This is a genomic window from Clostridium beijerinckii (assembly GCF_036699995.1).
GTDB lineage: Bacteria > Bacillota > Clostridia > Clostridiales > Clostridiaceae > Clostridium > Clostridium helianthi.
Window position 1 is genome coordinate 4,591,769 of sequence record NZ_CP144906.1, and the last position, 18,754, is coordinate 4,610,522.

At 29.7% G+C, this 18,754-nt stretch carries 18 protein-coding genes; all 18 read right to left on the reverse strand.

Annotated features, from left to right (window positions below; genetic code table 11):
- Nucleotides 1-194: 194 nt before the first annotated feature.
- Complete coding sequence (locus PZA12_RS21050) at nucleotides 195-2,009, reverse strand: glycosyltransferase (RefSeq protein ID WP_103697567.1); 1,815 nt, start codon at nucleotides 2,007-2,009, stop codon at nucleotides 195-197.
- 124 nt (nucleotides 2,010-2,133) lie between these two features.
- On the reverse strand, nucleotides 2,134-3,315 hold the full coding sequence (locus PZA12_RS21055; RefSeq protein WP_103697568.1) for a flagellin: 1,182 nt from the start codon (nucleotides 3,313-3,315) through the stop codon (nucleotides 2,134-2,136).
- A 230-nt stretch (nucleotides 3,316-3,545) separates the two neighbouring features.
- A complete protein-coding gene (locus PZA12_RS21060) occupies nucleotides 3,546-3,890 on the reverse strand; it encodes a flagellar protein FliT (RefSeq protein ID WP_146047533.1) in 345 nt (114 codons plus the stop codon).
- A 46-nt stretch (nucleotides 3,891-3,936) separates the two neighbouring features.
- A complete protein-coding gene (gene fliD, locus PZA12_RS21065; protein WP_103697570.1) occupies nucleotides 3,937-5,961 on the reverse strand; it encodes a flagellar filament capping protein FliD in 2,025 nt (674 codons plus the stop codon).
- A gap of 17 nt (nucleotides 5,962-5,978) precedes the next feature.
- The gene (gene fliS, locus PZA12_RS21070; protein WP_103697571.1) at nucleotides 5,979-6,353 is read right to left on the reverse strand and encodes a flagellar export chaperone FliS; all 375 of its coding nucleotides are present in this window, start codon (nucleotides 6,351-6,353) and stop codon (nucleotides 5,979-5,981) included.
- 11 nt (nucleotides 6,354-6,364) lie between these two features.
- Nucleotides 6,365-6,649: a hypothetical protein gene (locus tag PZA12_RS21075; RefSeq protein WP_103697572.1), complete on the reverse strand. Its 285-nt coding sequence runs from the start codon at nucleotides 6,647-6,649 to the stop codon at nucleotides 6,365-6,367.
- Nucleotides 6,650-6,685: 36 nt separating this feature from the next.
- Nucleotides 6,686-7,066 (reverse strand): flagellar protein FlaG, encoded by a 381-nt coding sequence (locus tag PZA12_RS21080; RefSeq protein WP_103697573.1) that lies wholly within the window; start codon nucleotides 7,064-7,066, stop codon nucleotides 6,686-6,688.
- 44 nt (nucleotides 7,067-7,110) lie between these two features.
- Nucleotides 7,111-7,329 carry a carbon storage regulator CsrA gene (csrA, locus tag PZA12_RS21085; RefSeq protein ID WP_103697574.1) on the reverse strand — a complete coding sequence of 73 codons (219 nt, stop codon included), beginning with the start codon at nucleotides 7,327-7,329 and terminating at the stop codon, nucleotides 7,111-7,113.
- A gap of 11 nt (nucleotides 7,330-7,340) precedes the next feature.
- Nucleotides 7,341-7,760, reverse strand: coding sequence for a flagellar assembly protein FliW (fliW, locus tag PZA12_RS21090; protein ID WP_103697575.1), 420 nt, complete (start codon nucleotides 7,758-7,760; stop codon nucleotides 7,341-7,343).
- Nucleotides 7,761-7,776: 16 nt separating this feature from the next.
- A complete protein-coding gene (gene flgL / locus PZA12_RS21095) occupies nucleotides 7,777-9,072 on the reverse strand; it encodes a flagellar hook-associated protein FlgL (RefSeq protein WP_103697576.1) in 1,296 nt (431 codons plus the stop codon).
- A gap of 11 nt (nucleotides 9,073-9,083) precedes the next feature.
- Nucleotides 9,084-11,057: a flagellar hook-associated protein FlgK gene (gene flgK / locus PZA12_RS21100; RefSeq protein ID WP_103697577.1), complete on the reverse strand. Its 1,974-nt coding sequence runs from the start codon at nucleotides 11,055-11,057 to the stop codon at nucleotides 9,084-9,086.
- A 178-nt stretch (nucleotides 11,058-11,235) separates the two neighbouring features.
- Nucleotides 11,236-11,646 (reverse strand): flagellar export chaperone FlgN, encoded by a 411-nt coding sequence (gene flgN / locus PZA12_RS21105; RefSeq protein WP_103697578.1) that lies wholly within the window; start codon nucleotides 11,644-11,646, stop codon nucleotides 11,236-11,238.
- A 2-nt stretch (nucleotides 11,647-11,648) separates the two neighbouring features.
- The gene (locus PZA12_RS21110; protein WP_103697579.1) at nucleotides 11,649-11,924 is read right to left on the reverse strand and encodes a flagellar biosynthesis anti-sigma factor FlgM; all 276 of its coding nucleotides are present in this window, start codon (nucleotides 11,922-11,924) and stop codon (nucleotides 11,649-11,651) included.
- A gap of 325 nt (nucleotides 11,925-12,249) precedes the next feature.
- Nucleotides 12,250-14,010: an AAA family ATPase gene (locus tag PZA12_RS21115; RefSeq protein ID WP_103697580.1), complete on the reverse strand. Its 1,761-nt coding sequence runs from the start codon at nucleotides 14,008-14,010 to the stop codon at nucleotides 12,250-12,252.
- Between the two features lie 169 nt (nucleotides 14,011-14,179).
- The gene (locus PZA12_RS21120; RefSeq protein ID WP_103697581.1) at nucleotides 14,180-15,031 is read right to left on the reverse strand and encodes a phage replisome organizer N-terminal domain-containing protein; all 852 of its coding nucleotides are present in this window, start codon (nucleotides 15,029-15,031) and stop codon (nucleotides 14,180-14,182) included.
- 311 nt (nucleotides 15,032-15,342) lie between these two features.
- Nucleotides 15,343-15,645: a hypothetical protein gene (locus PZA12_RS21125; protein WP_103697582.1), complete on the reverse strand. Its 303-nt coding sequence runs from the start codon at nucleotides 15,643-15,645 to the stop codon at nucleotides 15,343-15,345.
- Nucleotides 15,646-16,553: 908 nt separating this feature from the next.
- Nucleotides 16,554-17,768, reverse strand: a complete 1,215-nt coding sequence (gene fliY, locus PZA12_RS21130; RefSeq protein WP_173715031.1) for a flagellar motor switch phosphatase FliY — start codon at nucleotides 17,766-17,768, stop codon at nucleotides 16,554-16,556.
- Nucleotides 17,752-18,750, reverse strand: a complete 999-nt coding sequence (fliM, locus tag PZA12_RS21135) for a flagellar motor switch protein FliM (protein WP_103697583.1) — start codon at nucleotides 18,748-18,750, stop codon at nucleotides 17,752-17,754. The genes fliY and fliM overlap by 17 nt, the downstream gene beginning before the upstream one ends.
- Between the last annotated feature and the right edge of the window lie 4 nt (nucleotides 18,751-18,754).

Here is an 18,754-nt window from a genome sequence, read left to right on the forward strand (position 1 = left end):
TGAACCTCTTTTCTATTTTCTTATTTTTAATAAAAATCTTTATATATTATACAAATATTCTCCATACAAAGTATATTATCGATAATTATTTACATTTCTTTATACTTATAATTGTTATAAATTTTATTAAATAGTACATAATGTTCCATAATAATACAAAAACATAAGAAAATAAAAGCAAATTAACTTAAGAACTACATCTTTTCTCCTATCCACCTTAAAAATTCGTGTGCATCATTTCCACTATACCCGTTCTGTATAGCCTTCTTTATATTAATATAAGCAATATTGTGTTCTCCACGTTTATAATTGCAATAGCCTATATACATCAATATGTTTTTATCTTCCACCTCTTGTACACTTTCATTATAAAATTTTAACGCATCTTTATAATTTTCATTGCTCATAAGAACTTTTGCTATTTCTATAGATACGTTAGATTTAAAGCTACTTCTTAAGTCTAGAAATCTTTTTATAACATCACTTCTATCAAATAGACATAACTCTCTAAACAATGCTATATAATTGTCTAAATCCTCTTCAAGTAAAATATTACTCTTTCCTTCATATTCACTTATTATTCTTTTGAAGGAAGGCTTGTTTGTATTCAAAAGCTCTTTCATAATAGCTGAATCACCACTCAATATCCCGCTAACTATAGCTAGTATCTCATTAGATTCTTCACCATATCCTTCACTAAATATTTTATAAGCTGTCTCGAATTTTCCTTCTGCTAATAATGTAAAAGTTAATGCACTATCCTCATGACCAAAGTTTTTATACCATATATTTGCATAATAAGCCAAAATACCTCTAGGCTTTAGCTTTATAAGTTCATCTACGATAAATTGCACATCATTTTCATTGTTAATATCATAAATACTATTTAAAAAAGCTACTGTATCTTCTAATTTTTCATTTCTTATTATCTTAAAAATAGCTTGAAAAGCATCTTTATTGAATCTATCCTTACTCAAACTTAGATAATAATGCTCAACGGCCTTCTCGTAGGAATTCTTAACTTCATAAATAAATCCTATTCTATAATGTATGTAAGGAATCAATCCTAATATCAAATTCACTTCTATACCATTGTAACTATTATTATAACTTAACGCCGCCAAAAGATTATTTAATGCTTCTTCATATCTTTTCTCATCCAGTAGAAAAAAACCATAAGAGCAATAAAAATTTGGATGATCTGAAAATATATCTATAGTACTTTTTATTCTTTGTTCAATTTCTTTCCTTGGTCTGCCTAAATTCCACATACAATCTAATATAACTTTATGAATCCTACTTTCATAACCGATCACTTTTACATTACTGTTTAAATGAAGCTCGCCATATTTAAGAGCATTTTCATAATCCTCAAGCGCAAAATAGCAGTCACATAGATATCTATAATACTCTTTATTTTCACCGTTAGATTTTATATCTTCTAATAAAATTTCTAAATTTCTCTTAGCCTTTCCTTTATTTATATCTGTAGAATATCCTGTATGATAAACTTCAATTTCATCATAAAATGACATTATATGTACTTTATCATTCTTTTTACTTAGGGATTCATGAATGCTAGATTTATATCTTATATTCTTATCATTCCTAAAAATTCTAACTTGCATAAAAGAATCTATAGTCTTATTATTTACCTTATTAATGTTTATAAGCTTACATCCAACAGCCGAATATTTCGTACCTCTTAAACTTTTTAAAATCCCTCTTACTTTTTTAGCTGAATCTTGACCAAAATACTCATCCGCATCCAAAAAAATAATCCAGTCTCCTTTAGCTTTATCTAGTGCATAATTTTTTGCGGCAGCAAAATCATTAATCCATTTAAAAAAGTATACGCTCGCTCCTAAATCTTTAGCTATTTCAACAGTATTATCCTCAGACCCAGTATCTACTACTATTATTTCATCCACTATTTCCTTATAACTATTTATACATTTTTCTATATTTTTCTCTTCATTTTTAACTATCATACATGCAGATATCTTCATAACTTAGTTCTCCTTTTGTAATATATTACTTTTATACAAAGTCAATTTCATATAGATTCTCTATAAAGGCAACATATTATAAAAGGATAGGTTTCCCTATCCTCTTGTAAATTAATTCTATAAATTATCTTAATAATTGAAGAACTTGTTGTGGTTGTTGATTTGCTTGAGCAAGCATTGCTTGAGCAGCTTGAGAAAGAATATTGTTTTTTGAGTATGTTGACATTTCTTTAGCCATATCAACATCTCTTATTCTTGATTCAGCAGAAGTTAAGTTTTCTGATGAAGTTCCCAAGTTATTTATTGTATGTTCTAATCTGTTTTGAAGTGCACCAAGCTTAGATCTTTCAGCAGAAACTTTTTCTATAGCATTATTTATTTGAGTTATAGCTCCAGTAGCTTTATCAGCAGAAGATATATCAAGCGCTGTACCATCACTATTTCTAACTCCTAAATCTTTAGCTTTCATAGAATTTATTCCTACTAGTAAGTTTTGTCCACTATTTGCACCAATTTGCATGCTGATTGACTTTGTAACATCAGTTGCTTGATCAACTTTAGCTTTAACAGATATTGTAATACTTTCTCCTGATGACATACTTGTTAATGTTCCAGTACCACCAGTAAGATCTATACTTACTCCACCATAAGATATTGTATCACCATCTGTAATACTAAATGATGCAGCTGTACCACCAACAACTGAGCTAGTAAAGTCACTAGATACATATGAAGTACCAGTTCCTTGTGTTCTAGTTATTGTAACTGTGAAACTGTCTGAAATATTAGTTGCTGTTGTATCCCCTACTGTTCCAGCTAATTTTATATCTGCATTCGTATTTAATTGTAATGTTGTTTTAGAATTCGCTGCATCTACAAGACCTTTTTTACTTCCATCTAATAGCTTTTGAGTATTAAATTCAGTAGTATTAGCTATTCTATCAATTTCATCTGTAAGTTGCTTAACTTCATCTTTTATAGCACTTCTATCTACCGTTGTATTAGTATCATTTGATGATTGAACTGCTAATTCTCTCATTCTTTGAAGTATGCTTTGAGTTTCATTTAATGCACCTTCAGCAGTTTGAGTTAATGATATAGCATCTTGAGCATTGTTTGATGCTTGATCAAGACCTCGGATTTGACCTCTCATTTTTTCAGAAATTGCAAGTCCTGCTGCATCATCTGCTGCTCCATTAATTCTAAGACCTGAAGAAAGCTTTTGCATTGATTTACTTGCAGCTGTAGAATTAACGTTTGCGTTTCTAATTGCATTATTTGACATAAGATTGTGATTAATAATCATAATATATTCCTCCTTGATTTTTAAGTTTAGACTTCCCTGTCACAACTTCATTTTTAATTTATATCAACTCTTAAGAGTTAATAGCTTATAAGCCTTATTACTATATTCGAGTTAATTGTTTATCACTTTAGTTTTTTTAATTATTTCCAAGTAATAAATAATTAAATCTTATATTTCTATATTCGTTAACATTTCCTATTACTTTATAGTATTTTTAGATTATTTATATTTTAAAATTCTCTACTTAAGAACACAGCTTTTGCCTGCAAATTATTATAACCATTCATTGCTGTTCTTCTCTTTTGATTTTGTTTTATCTTTATGAGTAACTCTTCCTTCTTATTTTTCATTTCGCTTTCCAATACTTTATCTAATTCATCTATATGGAACTTTATAAAAAATTCTTTTAATTCCTCTTTTGAATAACTCGACTTATTAATATTATCTAAAATAAGTTGTCTTTGTTTAAAAAATTTATCTACTTTCTCATATTCTTCAAGTTTGATTAATTCCATAATAGTCAAAGTAATGTCTTTATATTCAAATATTATTTGTTCTAAATTCACTTTACTCACACTCTCTCTCAGTAAATAGCGAATACTTCAATCATTTATATTTTACTTAGCTTATCCCAAGCATAGAGCTAAGTTGACTCTGTTGAGAGTTTAAAGCATTCATTGCTGTTTCTAATGCTGTGAATTGCTTATAATATCTAGTTTCAGCATCTGACATTTGCGTCTTTAGCTTACTAATGCTTAAAGTCTGATTATATACTTGATCAGGTAACGTATTTTTTCCACCTGAGGCCATACTGCTATAATCATACTGCTTATTTACAAATATATTCATACTTCCAGATAAACTATATGTACCATCTTCACCTAACCCTGGAGCCGATACATAGTCTCTAAGTACTGTATCTATTCTTTTAAGCAATCCATCTTCCATATATTTTCCCGAACCAACATAAGATTGATTCTCATTTAAAGTTTTACTTGAAGATCCAATAAACATTTTTTTGAAATCATCAAAATTATTTTCTATAGCATTTTTTAATTTTGTTTCATCCTTAAGAACGAGCTTTCCACCATCTGTAACATCTGTTGATGTGTCTATCCCTATAGAATTAGAACCATATTGACCAAAACTTAATGATACTTTTCCAGAGCTAGTATTTGTACTATCATAACTTCTATATACTGGAGATGAAAATATCCCTCTAACCTGAGTCATCAAACCACTTAGATAGTCATCATTTCTAAGTATGCCAACTTTCGCCTTAGCCTCCCATGCTGTAATTTGGCTTTCACTCATATTTTCTTTTTGAGCATCAGTAAGTGGTTGGTAATCAGTATTTTTCTTTTCTGTTAACTTAGTATTTATAGTTGATATTACATTATTATAGTCTGTAATAAAATTCTTAATATTGCTAACAACATTACTAGCATTTGATGCCACTGTAATATTTGAACTTTCATTTGTTGCATTAGTTCCAACTAAATTATACGAAACTCCATTTAAAGTAAATTGGTTAGAACTCTGTGTTGTAGTAACTTCTGCTTTCCCAGGAGCTGTGATAGAGACTATTGCATCATTTCCCTGCGTTCCATTAAGTGTTGTTACGCCACTAGTGGATAATCCTAAGTTCGTAATAACATTATTATCCGAGTTCAAATTAGTTATAGTAATATTAGAAGCCGAGCCGTAGCTTTTTGACTGAAATGAAATTTTACCCGTAGTATCATCTACATTCATCGTAATGGCACCACTAGTTGCACTGTTAACTTGGTCAGCCAAATTTTTTAATGTAGTGCTACTATCCACCTTAAGTGAAACATTATAATCTTTGCCCCCATTATTTAATTTAAAACTAATATCTCCTTTTGTTGCATCAAATCCAAAATCTGAAGATACTAGTGTTGAAGAAGATAATATCCCACCGTTAATGTTAATTGGTACAGATTTACTTGAATCACTGTATTTAACAACTGTATCCGGGTTAAGATTAATGAATTTAATATATTCCTTAGCAGAACTGCCGCTACCTTCTTTAACATATGATGCTGACACTTTACCATTTAAACTAGAAGACGCAATTTTGCTATTTATTTTTTCTACCAAGTCTGTGCCAGTTCCACTTAAGCCACTTAGATCTAGTAGCGTATTATTATCCTTGTCCAATATTTTTTGTCCAGTGCTGGTAGTGAAATCCCCAATACCAATGATAGAATCTTTAGGATTTCCTTCAATTCTTGCTTTGGTTGCCAGCTGACTTACATGAATATTATAATTCCCAGCCTGAGCACTAGAACTTGCTGTTGCTGAAACAGTAGCCGTATTATCACTTGTAGCCGTATTAATATTTAACGAATTCCCCCCTAAAATATATTTACTCGAAAGAGGATCAAAATAATCTTGTAACCCCTTTACTTGCTTTATTATATCTCTATAAGCATCTTGTTTCCATTGTAATAACTGCTTTGTTTGACTCGCCTTGTCTATTTTAGTCTGATAACCTGAAACCATTGATTTAACTACTGAGTCAGTATCAATACCTGATGCCATACCTGATATTCTTAATAAATTTGCACTTGAAGTACTACTCTTAGTCGAGCTACTAGCACTGCTTGGATAAATACTTGTCATTTATATCACTCCTTTACTTACCTCTTGGATCTTTTGTAGGCCTCTTTCCAAGTTTCATTTATATCTTCTATAAGAGGTAGAATTTCATCTATTATTTCCAAACTCTTTTTAATATTTGCCTCAACTAACTTTTCCTTAATAAAAGCATATACCCTAAATAATTGAACAGCCCAATCACCCACAGTTGTATCTAAACTGACCATGAGTTCTGAAAATATATCCTGTGTCTTTATCAAAGCCTCGTTAGCTTTTTTTATGTCTTTATCCACTATAGCTTGTCTTGATATTTTACAAAACTTAACTGCACCTTCAGTAAGCATTAGCAGCAATTGTTCTTTTGATGCATAATTTACAGAATTGTTCTTATATACGTTATATCCATTAGAATACATTCTAAATCCTCCTACTTTACTGTATCTAAAATACTTCCTTTAGAATTGCCTTCATTTATCTTTTCTATTTTCTCTACCTTTATATCTATATTTTTTTGATTATATTTTACTCCATTCACCGTAAAATATCTTTTTTCATGGTCTTTTTCACTATGGCAATCCTTCTCTTCAAAATCCTCTTCTTTCACATCTTTTTTTATACTTATACCTTTTCCAGAATGTACTTTATCTTCCTTGGTTTCTTCTTGGATTTTTTTTCTAATATCAGTATCAATTTTATTTAGCTTAAATTCCAAATAAATATTTCCCCTTTCAGAGATCCCTCCATTAAATTAGGCTTTTTTATCCAACAAACCAACCTGTCTCATCATACTCGCAACCATATCTAAAATCTTTTTTGGCGGAACTTCTAATATTACTTCATTAGTATTTTCATCAACTACTTTTATCATCATTGTTTTAAGTTCCTTATAGTAAGAGTATTCTGCTCTGGTATGCTCATCTTTTAAGAAATTATTTATTTTTTTTAATGCATCATCTAAATCCTTTTTATTATATTCTTCATTTTTAGTTTTATTATCATCTGATGTTTGAGTATCAGTACTCTTAACTTTCCTAATCGCAGCATCAGTATTAGCCTCTGTATATTCAGATAAATTTGAGTTATATGAATTTAAATTAATTGAATTTTGTCCTAGGTTATTAACATCCATGTTTTTAATACCTCCTTGTTGCTTGCACACTTAAATTTGAATATCTATTTTTTTCTTATATTATTTAATACATTAATATCAAATTTAATTGCTTCCTTATTCTCATTCTCTACTTCTTCATATATTTCTTTTCTCAATATAGACACATCCTTTGGTGCCTTAATTCCAATTTTAACGCTTCCGTCATCTATTTTACTTATTACAATCTCTATATCATTCCCAATCATTAGGGATTCACCTTTTTTTCTAGTTATAATTAGCATTTTTTACCTCCTTACATTAAAGGATTTTTTATTTGATATTTAGAATTATCTAATATTATTTGTTCCCCTAAATTATTAGAACTATTTATAACTATCGGCCCCTGTAAATTAGTAGTTATTTTTTTTACATCTGAGTTTAACGTTACTGTGGTAATTATGTTAACCTGCTCCGGAGAATCTATTTTCAAATTGCTAACTGTTTCCTCACTCAATACAATCTCATAATCTTCAAAAAATTCATATGGCGATGTTACTATGAGTGCAATTTCTTCGTTCTCCAATGATTGTAACAATTTAAAAGGCTCATATCCTTGCAAATCTAAAAGAATAAATTTTTTCAACTCATCAAACCCTGGCAGCCCTTTGTTAAATGTAATTATATTATGATCTTCATATTCCATTTCACCATGGACTTTAGAAATAAACTTCATATCTATCTTCTCCTAACTATAAATAATTTAGTATAGTCATCGGTAATATTTTAGCACTAGTCTGCAGTGAAGCTGTATAAACTGTTTGCATCATTGAATACTCCATAGTCTTATTAGCAAAATCAACGTCCTCTGTTTTAGATAAAATATCTGTCATATTATAATTCTGAGTTTCATTATTTGTTTGCGCTGAATCCATTCTATTCTGCATAGTACCAACTTCTGATCTCTTTTGCAGTAAATTAGCCGTTACAGATTGTATATCATTCAAATCATTAGTAATAAGATTACTACCAGATCCATTTGTACCTAAATCATTCACTATATTTGATAATAAATCAGAAACATTTATACTCTTCCCATTTTTATCTTTAAACTCCAATACATCTACTGCCGTTTTATTATAAATACTTTTAACTCCTTGGGTTATATCAACTTCTAAGCTTGAATTAATTTGAGTTATAGGAGTCGCCTGCGTTAGTATATTATTTATTTCATTTTTTCTAGCTGCATTTGGTGGTGATGTTGTATTATTTAATTCATTTTGGAGAGCTGTTACATCAGCCATGGTCAAACCTACTTGCTTATTTGTCGATGTAGCCGATGTTGTTATAGTTCCATCTACTGATTTATACTCAGATGCTCCCACACCTGCCAGTATTAATGTATTTATTTCAGTCTTTCTCGCATCACTTGGCGGCGATGTTGTATTATTTAATTCAGAGTTTAGTAATGTTATATCACTCGCAGTTAACGTATATGAAATATTTGATGTAGTTGCTGAAGTTGTTATTGTTCCATTTGACTGCTTGTATACATTTATAAAATTTCCATCTTTATCTGCATATTCTAGCTTACCATCCACAACTGTAGTTGGCTTAGAATTTGTCTTTGTACCGCCGAATATATACGAACCATCAAAACTCGTATTTAAAACTTGAGATAATTCATTAACTTTTTCCTTAATTTCATCTTTTATCGCTGATTTTTCATCATCCCCATAAGTTCCATTTCCCGCATTTACAAGCAATGTTTCTATTCTCCCAAAAATACTTCCCATTTGAGACAATGCTGTATCTGTTGTATCAAGCCAATTTGATGTGTCTTTTATATTTTCATCATATTGCTTATTATAAGATATTTCTGCATTTAACTGCATACTTCTTGATGCCACATAAGGATTGTCTGATGCTTTATTTATTTCCTTCCCAGAAGCTAATTGATTTTGCAGCGTCTGCATATTGTTCATATTTCTTTTCACATTTCTTAAATAATTGCTACTTAACATGCTATTTGTTATTCTAAACGACATCAAAACACCTCCTATTTCTTCAACCCATTTATTACTACATCCAATAACTCATCTATCGTTGATATCATTTTTGCATTGGCTTGATAAGCATGTTGGAATTGTATTAAATTAGTCATTTCTTCATCCAGAGATACGCCTGAAACTGACGCTTTTTGATTTTCCAAATTAGATAATACCGTCTCCTGATTATCAACCTGCCTGCTGGCCTCTTGTGTTGTTGTTGCGATATTATTTATTATAGTCTTATAGTAGCTATCAACTGTGGATCCATTGGTTCCAGCATTTAAATTTAAACAAGTGCTATCTGAAAACCCTGTTCCAGTACCAGATGCATCATCTATCCCTATCTCTTCTAGAAACTTCTTTCTGGTCATTTTAGTTAAATCTTCTGTAGATTTAACATTACTTAGGTTCATTTTCATCGAACTAAGATTAGCTATTGCATTAGCTCTTTTTCCATCTCCTTCCCCACTTGTTGAAGTTGTATTGCAGTTTAGCAAGGTAGGATCTTTTACTAAAGCATTATTTACTTTTATAGTAGCTGCTGTAATTCCTGTATCGGTTGTTATATTTCCTGCATTTGTGAAAATTAAGTTTTTAGATAACCCTTGCGAAAGAGTAGTAGCATTTCCATCAATACTTCCAGTCTGAATTGCATTAACTGAGTATGCTAAACTTGCTGCAAGTCTATCCAAACTATCCATATATCCTTTTATAGTTTGTTGCACAGATTGGTTTGCAGCTATTTCACCTCTTATATGATTATCATCTACATTATTAACTCCACTTTCGCTATCATATTTATAAGTTTGAAAAATTCCGCCCTTCAATTGTGTATCGGTGGTTGGAGGTGTTGATTTCACTAATGTGGTGTATGTTGTTGATCCATCTGTATTTTTTATAGCCGTTACATTTGTAACTGTTGTTACACCATTTACTGTTGAGGTTGTTATCCCAGCTGTGGGTGCAGGGTTTGGATCTTTAGCTATAGTTTTAGTCATCCCCACTGCATTTCCATCTTTATCTGCAATTAAAATTCTATTCTGCATTAAATTATCTGCTAAATCTTTAGCTTTACTAGAATCTGTTGTTATTTTAAATGACTTAGTTGAAGATTTTTCATTTCCTAAAGGATAATATTCCACTGTCACCTCTCCAGTGAAATTTCCAGATGCATCTTTAGTCGCTACTGCACTCTTAACATATGAAAACCTAGAATAGTCTGTATCATTTGGATTTGATTTTACTAAAGCTGCATCCGGATATTCTGTTGACGAAAGATTTATAGTATCAAGGCTATCTCTATCAACTTTTATTCCAAATTTATAGCTTAATTGATCTAGAAGATTATCTCTCTTATCCATTAAATCGTTCGCAGTTTGTCCAACTGAGGAAATACTTCTTATCTGCTTATTTAGTTCATTTATTTGGTCTAGATAGCTATTTACATCAGTAATATTAGTTTGAATTAGTGATTGACTATCATCTTGAGCCTTTTTCAATTGATTATAAGTATAATTTAATGCATCAGCAAGTGCTGAAGCATCTTTAATAGCTACCGTTTTAACATCAGATTTATTTGGACTTTTAGATACTTCTTGAAATGCATTAAAAAATTTATTTGTAAGTTCTTGTATACCCGTATCTGACGGTTCACCAAAGATATCCTCTGCCTTTGATAATGTATTACTTACCTGTGTATAGTATCCTGATGTTCCTGATTCGCTTCTAACTTGGTAATCTATAAAATAATCTCTAATTCTTTGTATTGATGTAATTTCAGCACCTGTTCCAACTTGTCCAACACCTGTTGTATCAAATCTTGACATTCCACCAAATGGCCTTGTAGTCTCAGCTACAGCCCTCTGTCTTGAATATCCTGTAGTATTCGCATTTGCTATGTTATGAGATGTTGTATTTATATTTCCTTGCTGAACATTTAACCCTCTTTTAGCAATGGTAAACGTATCAAATAGTCCTGCCATATATTTTTTCCTACCTTTCAATAATACCAACTTCCATGTTCTATATATTGTAACATCCTTATTATTTTTCCACTTATAAGTTATTAATGTAGAAATACTCCGTTTTGAAATTTGTAATTACTGATCTTAAAACATTTATTAAATTGCATAAAAGTTTATGTGCAATCAAATGTTTTATCTATCTTGATAAATTTCCATATGAGTTATATGTCTTTATTTCTCTTCTTGGATTCATTATTTCTAACATTTTATTATTAAATAGTATTTGTTGCTTTAATAACATATCATTTGTTTCTTTTTGAGAAATAACTGAATTCAATGTTCTTTTTATATTATTATAGTTTTCTCTTAATTGCTCATTATTTGAATTATTCACAACTTCTGTTATCCCATTATCTCCAAGTATATTTCTTCTCTCTATTTCTTGTTTTGCAATCTTCTTACCAGATTCATTAATCTTATCAACTAATCCCTCTAAACCAAATACATCTTTACTCATTATCATCTTATATTGAGTTTCTAATAATTTTAAAAGTTTTTTTAACTCTTCTTCTTGGCTTTGTATTAATTTAATAAGTTCATTTATCATATTTATGCCTTACTCTCCTTCATTGCATTTAACATACTTTTTGCAGTTAATCTTGCATCAACATTGTATATTCCGCTATCTATTTTATTTTTAATATCTGCTATTTTTTTTGCATTTTGTATATTACTATCTAATGAGTAACCTTTAAGACTTTTTCCTAGTTCTGAAATTTCAATTCTATCTACATCATTAGTTTTCTTTGTCTTTTCGACAGCTTTACTGCTATTTGAGTTATATGCATTTATATATGTCGCTCTACTTATTCTATCAATACTCATAATACATTTCTCCATTTCTTAGGCTCTTGAAAGAAATAACACTTGTTATTTTTTAATTGCGCCTTACTACTTCATTATTATACTTATCGTACTTTTCTTTTATAAGTTTATAGAAAAGTCAATAAAAAATAATTTGTGCAACTATTTTGAGAAAATAATTAGATATGAAAAAAGCTCAGTGTTATATAACACTAAGCGAATCTTAGATTTTTTTCTACCCTCTCCAAATATATTCTACTGCTAATTTAAAAATCATCCTAAATATCTTCAAATTACTAACTTATCATTTATCTATATAAATTCTCTTATTTTAGCTTTCACCTTGTCAATAATCCAAATTCTCTCCTTGAGTAACTCTAACCTCTTTTCCTTTAAATACAATAGCAAGCTTTATTATATTCTTTACTTCTTTTTGGAACAATTCCTGAGCATAATTTTTTTCTTCTATTTGCCTTAAAGCTTCTTTGGTTGCTTCTTCTATAGTATCATCCAAGAAGTAATCGATTTTTTTAAATTCAATTATAATTCCTATTTTTGAAATATCTTTTGGAATTATCATAACGTCATACCTGCCATATCCACTTTCTTTATTTGACTTTACTTCATACTCATTTGAAAGAGACACAAGCATTCCAAGAACAAAAGCATTATAAACTCTTTCCGGCTCTTTACCGGATATATCAAAATAACTCAAGTTATTTATCACAAATTCTTTAAATAATCCTGCAAAAATTTTTATATTACCAGTTATCAAGGTATTTAACATTAACTCGTATTTCTGATTTGTTAAAGCTTCTTTAAACCATTTCTCAATCAAGTTTCTATAAAAAATTAGAACTTCTTTATTTGGAATTTTAAGCTCACAATTTAAAATTCCTTCTATATTTTCAGTTTTTACCGCTTTTAAATACCCACTCATCAATAAAAAACTCCAAATATTCTCATTTGAATCCTCGACCTCTGCCATTACTATACTGTCATCAATCTTTTTATTTATTGAATTCCCTTCTATGAGTTCTTCAAGTTCAAGCTTTATATTATTATCACCTTTTAGCAATAATCTTTTAATTAGATCATTGCTACTGCTATTAATCCAATAAGGCATAAAGCCTTCTCTAGTATTTTTTAAATAATTTAAAACAGACCATGGATTATATATAACTTCTCCACCAAAAATATAGCCGTTATACCATTTTTTTATATTCTGCATATCATCTTCACATTTATAATAACTTAGCAATTCTCTAATTTCATTTTTAGTAAAGCCGAATTTGTCGTTAAAAGTTTTTCTTAAAAGAGTATTTACTTCTAAATTATTTAAGCCTGAAAAAATGCTTTCTTTTACAACCCTAAGTATTCCTGTTATCAATGATTTTTCAACATATGGATTATCTTTAAGGGCTGATGTTAGTAAATTTCTAATTAAAGCAATCATATTATCATGCTGTGAGAGTCCAAATCTTGCATTTGGTTCCTCGAACGTACCCAGCGAACGAATGTGAGTCGGGTTTCCTTTATCAAGATATGCCTCTTGGATTGGTACATCATATTCATCTATGAATAGCATTACTTTTTTTCCATAATGTTTATTCATATACATCATCAAATTACTTATAGCTTCCGAAAAAATTCCAACTGGTGCCTTTCTGGATATTATCTCTTTAAAATCCGCTTTATCAAACTCTGATAAATTATTACTTTCTAATAAATACTCATGTTCCTTATACAAATTAGATAGCAGCATTTGAATTCCAATTTTAAAGTCATCATAAGACAAATGTTTTTGATTTTTAAATGTAATAAAAATTACTGGATATTCTCCTTGAAGCTTCATTATTTCTTTTTCATTCTCTATTTTTAAGTCCTTAAACAGATCTTTAGTTTCATTCTTAGTTCTTATATCAAAAAAATATCTCAGCATACTTAAATTTAAAGTTTTACCAAAGCGCCTTGGCCTTGGAGTTAATATTATATCAGCACTATTTTCTATGAATTCTTTTATTAATAAGCTTTTATCTACGAAATAATTTTTTCCTTCTATTAGCTTTTTAAAATCAGATGTTCCTATTTGTATAGTTTTTCTCACTTAAACCACCTTCTCCTTTCTTTCAATTTTTTATACCTTATTTAATTTTATATTCACTATTTATAACTTTTAAATTATAATAAGTTTCGTTTAATATTTTATAAGTATTCTAAATTGTTTTTTAGAGCATCTTAATGTAATTATATATTATTATAGACATTTTCACTAATTAAAATGACATTTCCAATATTACTTTTTCTCCCTCCTTAGGAATCATCTCGTCTTCAGTTAACCAACAGAATATCTCTTTTTCTTCTTCAGCTACATTACTAAATTCATCATTTTCATTAGTTTCAACGATATCATCTCTAATTTTCTTCTTCCTTGCTCTTTTATTCTTTTTATCTGTATTTTGACTTTTCTTCATTTCTAAAATTACAGGAGAATTGTTATGTTTACTAATATTATTTTTCTCGTCTTTATCTTGGTTTGTTCTTATATTATTTTCATTATTAACTCCATTATAAACATCAACCTTTTCTTCTTTAAACATTACACCCTTATTTAAACTTTCTGGAGTTTCAATATCTCTATCTATTTTACTATTTCTTAAGTTTTCCGCAATTTCACTATTGCTTTCTATTTCAATACCATTTATATTTTTTAACTCCTCCTCAGTAGCTTCTATTTTACTACTTTTCGAATGGTCAATCTCACTATATTTTTTCACAATTTCATTTTTTTCTTTGACTTTGATATTTTGATGCTTTACGAAATTTTTCACCTTGTATATATTATTATCTACGATTTCGATCATTTCCAAATTCATTAGAACATCTAATGCAGCTTTTACTTCACTGATCTCTCTATTAAATTCTATCGACAAAGTCTCTACTGTATATGGAATATTTCTTGACATATATAGTTCTCCCTCTTGATTTACCTTTCCAGCTAAAACAACTATCCTATTCCAAACATAGTGAATAAGATCCCTCTTAGGCATCCTATCTATTATTTTAAATTTTGTATCCTCATACATATCAACTCTAAATTTAACATATTTTCTTTCTCTCATATTCATCAATCCCTTTCATATATATTAATAAATTAATTCACAAAAGTTTTCTTACACTTAAAAAGTTCCGCATTGTAGAAATGTTCCGTATTGCAGCATAGCTGCTCTTTTCAGTAGTGCATAGCTACTCTTTTTATCGGGGCATATTTATCCTTCCAATTAATATATACGCAAAAAAAGAAATATATAAAGGGTTCTAAGAAAAATTTTTTTTATTAAATTATAATTTTATAACTAGGTTGCGGGTAATTATTCAAACGCAAAAAAAGCTCAGTGCCATATAACACTAAGCAGATTTAATTTTTTAAATCACACTATTATTTAATTGCTTTTATTCTAGCTATATCATACCAATTTTTAGATGTTATCATTTCAACACTATTTAGATCATGCTTTATGCTTGTTATATCTTCCGCAGTTCTTTCCACTTGTTCATGTGTTGATTCCAATTTCTTCTCAATTCTCTCTTGACCTTCTTTAAGCTCTCTAACATCTTGTTTAAGTACTTTAACATCTTCTTCGATTCCACTAATTTTAGTTTCTATTCCACCAATTTTATTTTCCATTGATGTAAATCTTAGTTCAAGCCTTTCAAGGATATCTAAAACTTTATCCTCCACTTTCTCACCTCACATATTTATTAGTAAGTAAATTAATTATATCATAATTTTATATTAGTTCTACTATTATTTTTAATGCATAGATACTCAAATTATTGATTTGACTTAATTAGAACCTCGCATCAAAACTTTCATATTCCTGAGGAATACAAGTGTATTGGATTTTGGCAATTTTACCTCATATGCTTAGTTTTCAAAGTGATGCAGATAAACCAATTATAAACTAGATTCATACTATGAAATATATTCCAACTAGAAATAAGACTTATGCTTTTATGGAATGTTTCATTAGGAATTTGATGGCTCTGATTCTTAATTGAAATTCCAAATCTATGATTTAGTCAATTGAAATTACTCAGCGAACGAAGTGAATCGAGTTTCCTTTAGACTATTCCAAGTATGCTAGTTCAAAAAGTGAGAATCGAAATTTTACATTTCGTTCTTCGAGATTTCTCTGTGAGCGCTCGCCTTTGATGCTAGCATCTTGGATGCAACTTGTGATCTTAGAATCACCCATCAAAATTTTCATATTCCTGAGGAATACAAGTGTATTGGATTTTGGCAATTTTACTTCATATGTTTAATTTTCAAAGTGATGTAGATAAACCAATTATAGGATAGATTTATATTGTAAAATATATTTCAACTAGAAAGCAGAAACATTTTTATGCAGCAGGCATTTGAAAATGAGCTGTAAAAAGTTCTTAATTGTAGGTTGTTCCACTAATGCTTGTCACAATAAAATTGGGAGCAAGCATTAGTGGTGCAATCTGTAATTTAGCACTTTCAGCGAAATTTTCATAGTCCTGTGAAATAACAATGTTTCTTCTTTCGGCGTATTATCACATAATTCTAAATTTAATAATGTTTATCTATATCCAAAAATAAAAACTCCCTCTCGGGAGTTTTTATTTTAATCTCTTTATTCTTTCAACACTACTTACTATATTTGTTATTCTTATTCCAAAGTTTTCATCAACTACAACAACTTCACCTAAAGCTATTTGTTTTCCATTAACTAATATTTCAACTGGTTCTTCTGCAAGTTTATCTAACTCTATTAAAGAACCTGTTCCTAAATTTAAAATATCCTGTATACTTTTCTTTGTTCTTCCTAGAACTACAGATATATCTAAAGGAACATCTAATATTAAGTCAATATTCTTTATTGGCGGAACGCTATTTTGCGGTACTAACGGTTCAAATGTTGCTGCATGAACTTCTACCGGCTGTTGCATTCTTGGCTGCTCATATTGTGGTTGTTGATATTGCTGCTGATATTGAGGTTCTGGTTGATATTGTTGTTGTGGCTGTTGTTGAACTTGAGCTGGTTGCTCATATATTTCCTTATTTACAATTGCATCTTTTTTATTATCTTTTTCTGGTTCTGATGCCGCCACTTCTTTTTCTTTATCTTCCCCAGTCATTATTGCAACAATATTTTTAGCTGTCTCTATTGGAAATATCTGCATTATATTACTATCTACAATATCTCCAATAGTCATTCTAAATGATACTCTTACTATTGGTTGATCTTCTGGTATTGCGTCAGAAATCGGTATAGATCCATCAACTACAATTTTGGCACTTGGTGGTGATATGTCAACTTTTCTTCCAAACATAGTAGCCATTGATGTAGCTGCAGAGCCTATCATTTGGTTCATAGCTTCTGAAACTGCACTAATTTCTATTTCAGACAAATCATGCGTTTCAGTAACATTTCCATCTCCGCCCATCATAAGGTTAGATATAACTAAACCATCTAATGTTTTTATAATTAAAATATTTCTTCCTATTATCCCTGCAATATATTCAATATCTAGAACAATATTTGGTGTTTCAAAGCCTTCTTTTATTTCTTTCAACGTAGTTACACTAACTACCGGAGTAGTTATGTTAACTTGCTGATTTATAAGCTGATATAAGGCAGTTGAAGCCGATCCCATGGAAATATTTCCGATCTCTCCAAGCAGATCCTTATCAATATCACTTATAGCTTCGGTATCTATTTTATTATCGCCAGCTGACGTATCTGCACTTTCAGCTCCAGTAGAAGCTAAATCTTCACCTGCTAATAACGCATTTATTTCTTCTTGTGATAAAAAGTTATTGCCCATACCCATTCACTTCCTTATCCGTTATATCTAAAATCATAACACCTGCATTCTTTCCTACTACACCCGGCTTAGCATAATAACATTCTTCATTACCTACATATACTTTTATTGGTGATGAACTCTTATTATCAAGTTTAATTACATCACCTACTGTTAGTTTCAAGAAATCATCTACTGTTATATTAGCAGTTCCAAGTTCCGCTATAATTTCGACATCAACTTTATTGATTCCTTTTTCTAATTTTTCTCTCGATTCAGCCATCGATGCTTCATTATCATTCTTAAATGCATATTGTACTACTAATTTATCTAATATTTTCTCTACACTTAAATAAGGAAGACACATATTAATAAATGTGCTTCTCTTATTCATTTCTACTGAAAATGTTATTAATGCCACAGGATCATTAGGTGCTAGTGTTTGATTGATTGCCGGATTAGTTTCGATTGCTTCTACTTCTGGCTCAACTTCTAATACCGAATCCCATGCTAATTTTAAATTACTTATCATTCCGGTAGTTACTTGTCGCATTATATTCTTGTCTATATCTGTAAATTCTTTTGTTTCAGCTTTTCTATTTCCCTTTCCCCCAAGCAAAACGTCTATTACTTGAAGAGAAAATTGAGGATTAGTTTCAAATATTATTGTCCCTGATAATGGAGCCATTTTAAATATTGTAATAATGGTAGGGTTTTGCACAGAATGAATAAATTCCTCATATGTTATCTGCTCTACAGATTCTATTTTCACCTTAACATTTTGCCTAGTCTGACCCGTTAAATAGTTGGAAATAATTCTTGCATAATTATCATGAATTAATTCAAGTGTCCTTATATGCTCTTTTGAAAATTTTTGAGGACTCCTAAAATCATAAAGTTTAACTTTATGTTTTTCTTCATCTTTACCAACATCTTCTGACTCTAATTCACCTGTAGATAAGGCAGACAATAAGGCATCTATTTCACTTTGTGATAAGACATCTGCCATATTT

Excerpts from the sequence above, each read along its gene's own strand:
- fliW (WP_103697575.1), bottom strand. The coding sequence starts at position 7,760 with ATGAAGTTTATTTCTAAAGTCCATGGTGAAATGGAATATGAAGATCAT.
- PZA12_RS21080 (WP_103697573.1), bottom strand. The coding sequence starts at position 7,066 with ATGGATGTTAATAACCTAGGACAAAATTCAATTAATTTAAATTCATAT.
- fliD (WP_103697570.1), bottom strand. The coding sequence starts at position 5,961 with ATGACAAGTATTTATCCAAGCAGTGCTAGTAGCTCGACTAAGAGTAGT.
- csrA (WP_103697574.1), bottom strand. The coding sequence starts at position 7,329 with ATGCTAATTATAACTAGAAAAAAAGGTGAATCCCTAATGATTGGGAAT.
- flgN (WP_103697578.1), bottom strand. The coding sequence starts at position 11,646 with ATGATAAATGAACTTATTAAATTAATACAAAGCCAAGAAGAAGAGTTA.
- flgK (WP_103697577.1), bottom strand. The coding sequence starts at position 11,057 with ATGGCAGGACTATTTGATACGTTTACCATTGCTAAAAGAGGGTTAAAT.
- flgL (WP_103697576.1), bottom strand. The coding sequence starts at position 9,072 with ATGTCGTTTAGAATAACAAATAGCATGTTAAGTAGCAATTATTTAAGA.
- PZA12_RS21050 (WP_103697567.1), bottom strand. The coding sequence starts at position 2,009 with ATGAAGATATCTGCATGTATGATAGTTAAAAATGAAGAGAAAAATATA.
- PZA12_RS21120 (WP_103697581.1), bottom strand. The coding sequence starts at position 15,031 with ATGAATATGAGAGAAAGAAAATATGTTAAATTTAGAGTTGATATGTAT.
- fliM (WP_103697583.1), bottom strand. The coding sequence starts at position 18,750 with ATGGCAGATGTCTTATCACAAAGTGAAATAGATGCCTTATTGTCTGCC.
- PZA12_RS21055 (WP_103697568.1), bottom strand. The coding sequence starts at position 3,315 with ATGATTATTAATCACAATCTTATGTCAAATAATGCAATTAGAAACGCA.
- PZA12_RS21110 (WP_103697579.1), bottom strand. The coding sequence starts at position 11,924 with ATGAGTATTGATAGAATAAGTAGAGCGACATATATAAATGCATATAAC.
- fliS (WP_103697571.1), bottom strand. The coding sequence starts at position 6,353 with ATGTATTCTAATGGATATAACGTATATAAGAACAATTCTGTAAATTAT.
- fliY (WP_173715031.1), bottom strand. The coding sequence starts at position 17,768 with ATGGGTATGGGCAATAACTTTTTATCACAAGAAGAAATAAATGCGTTA.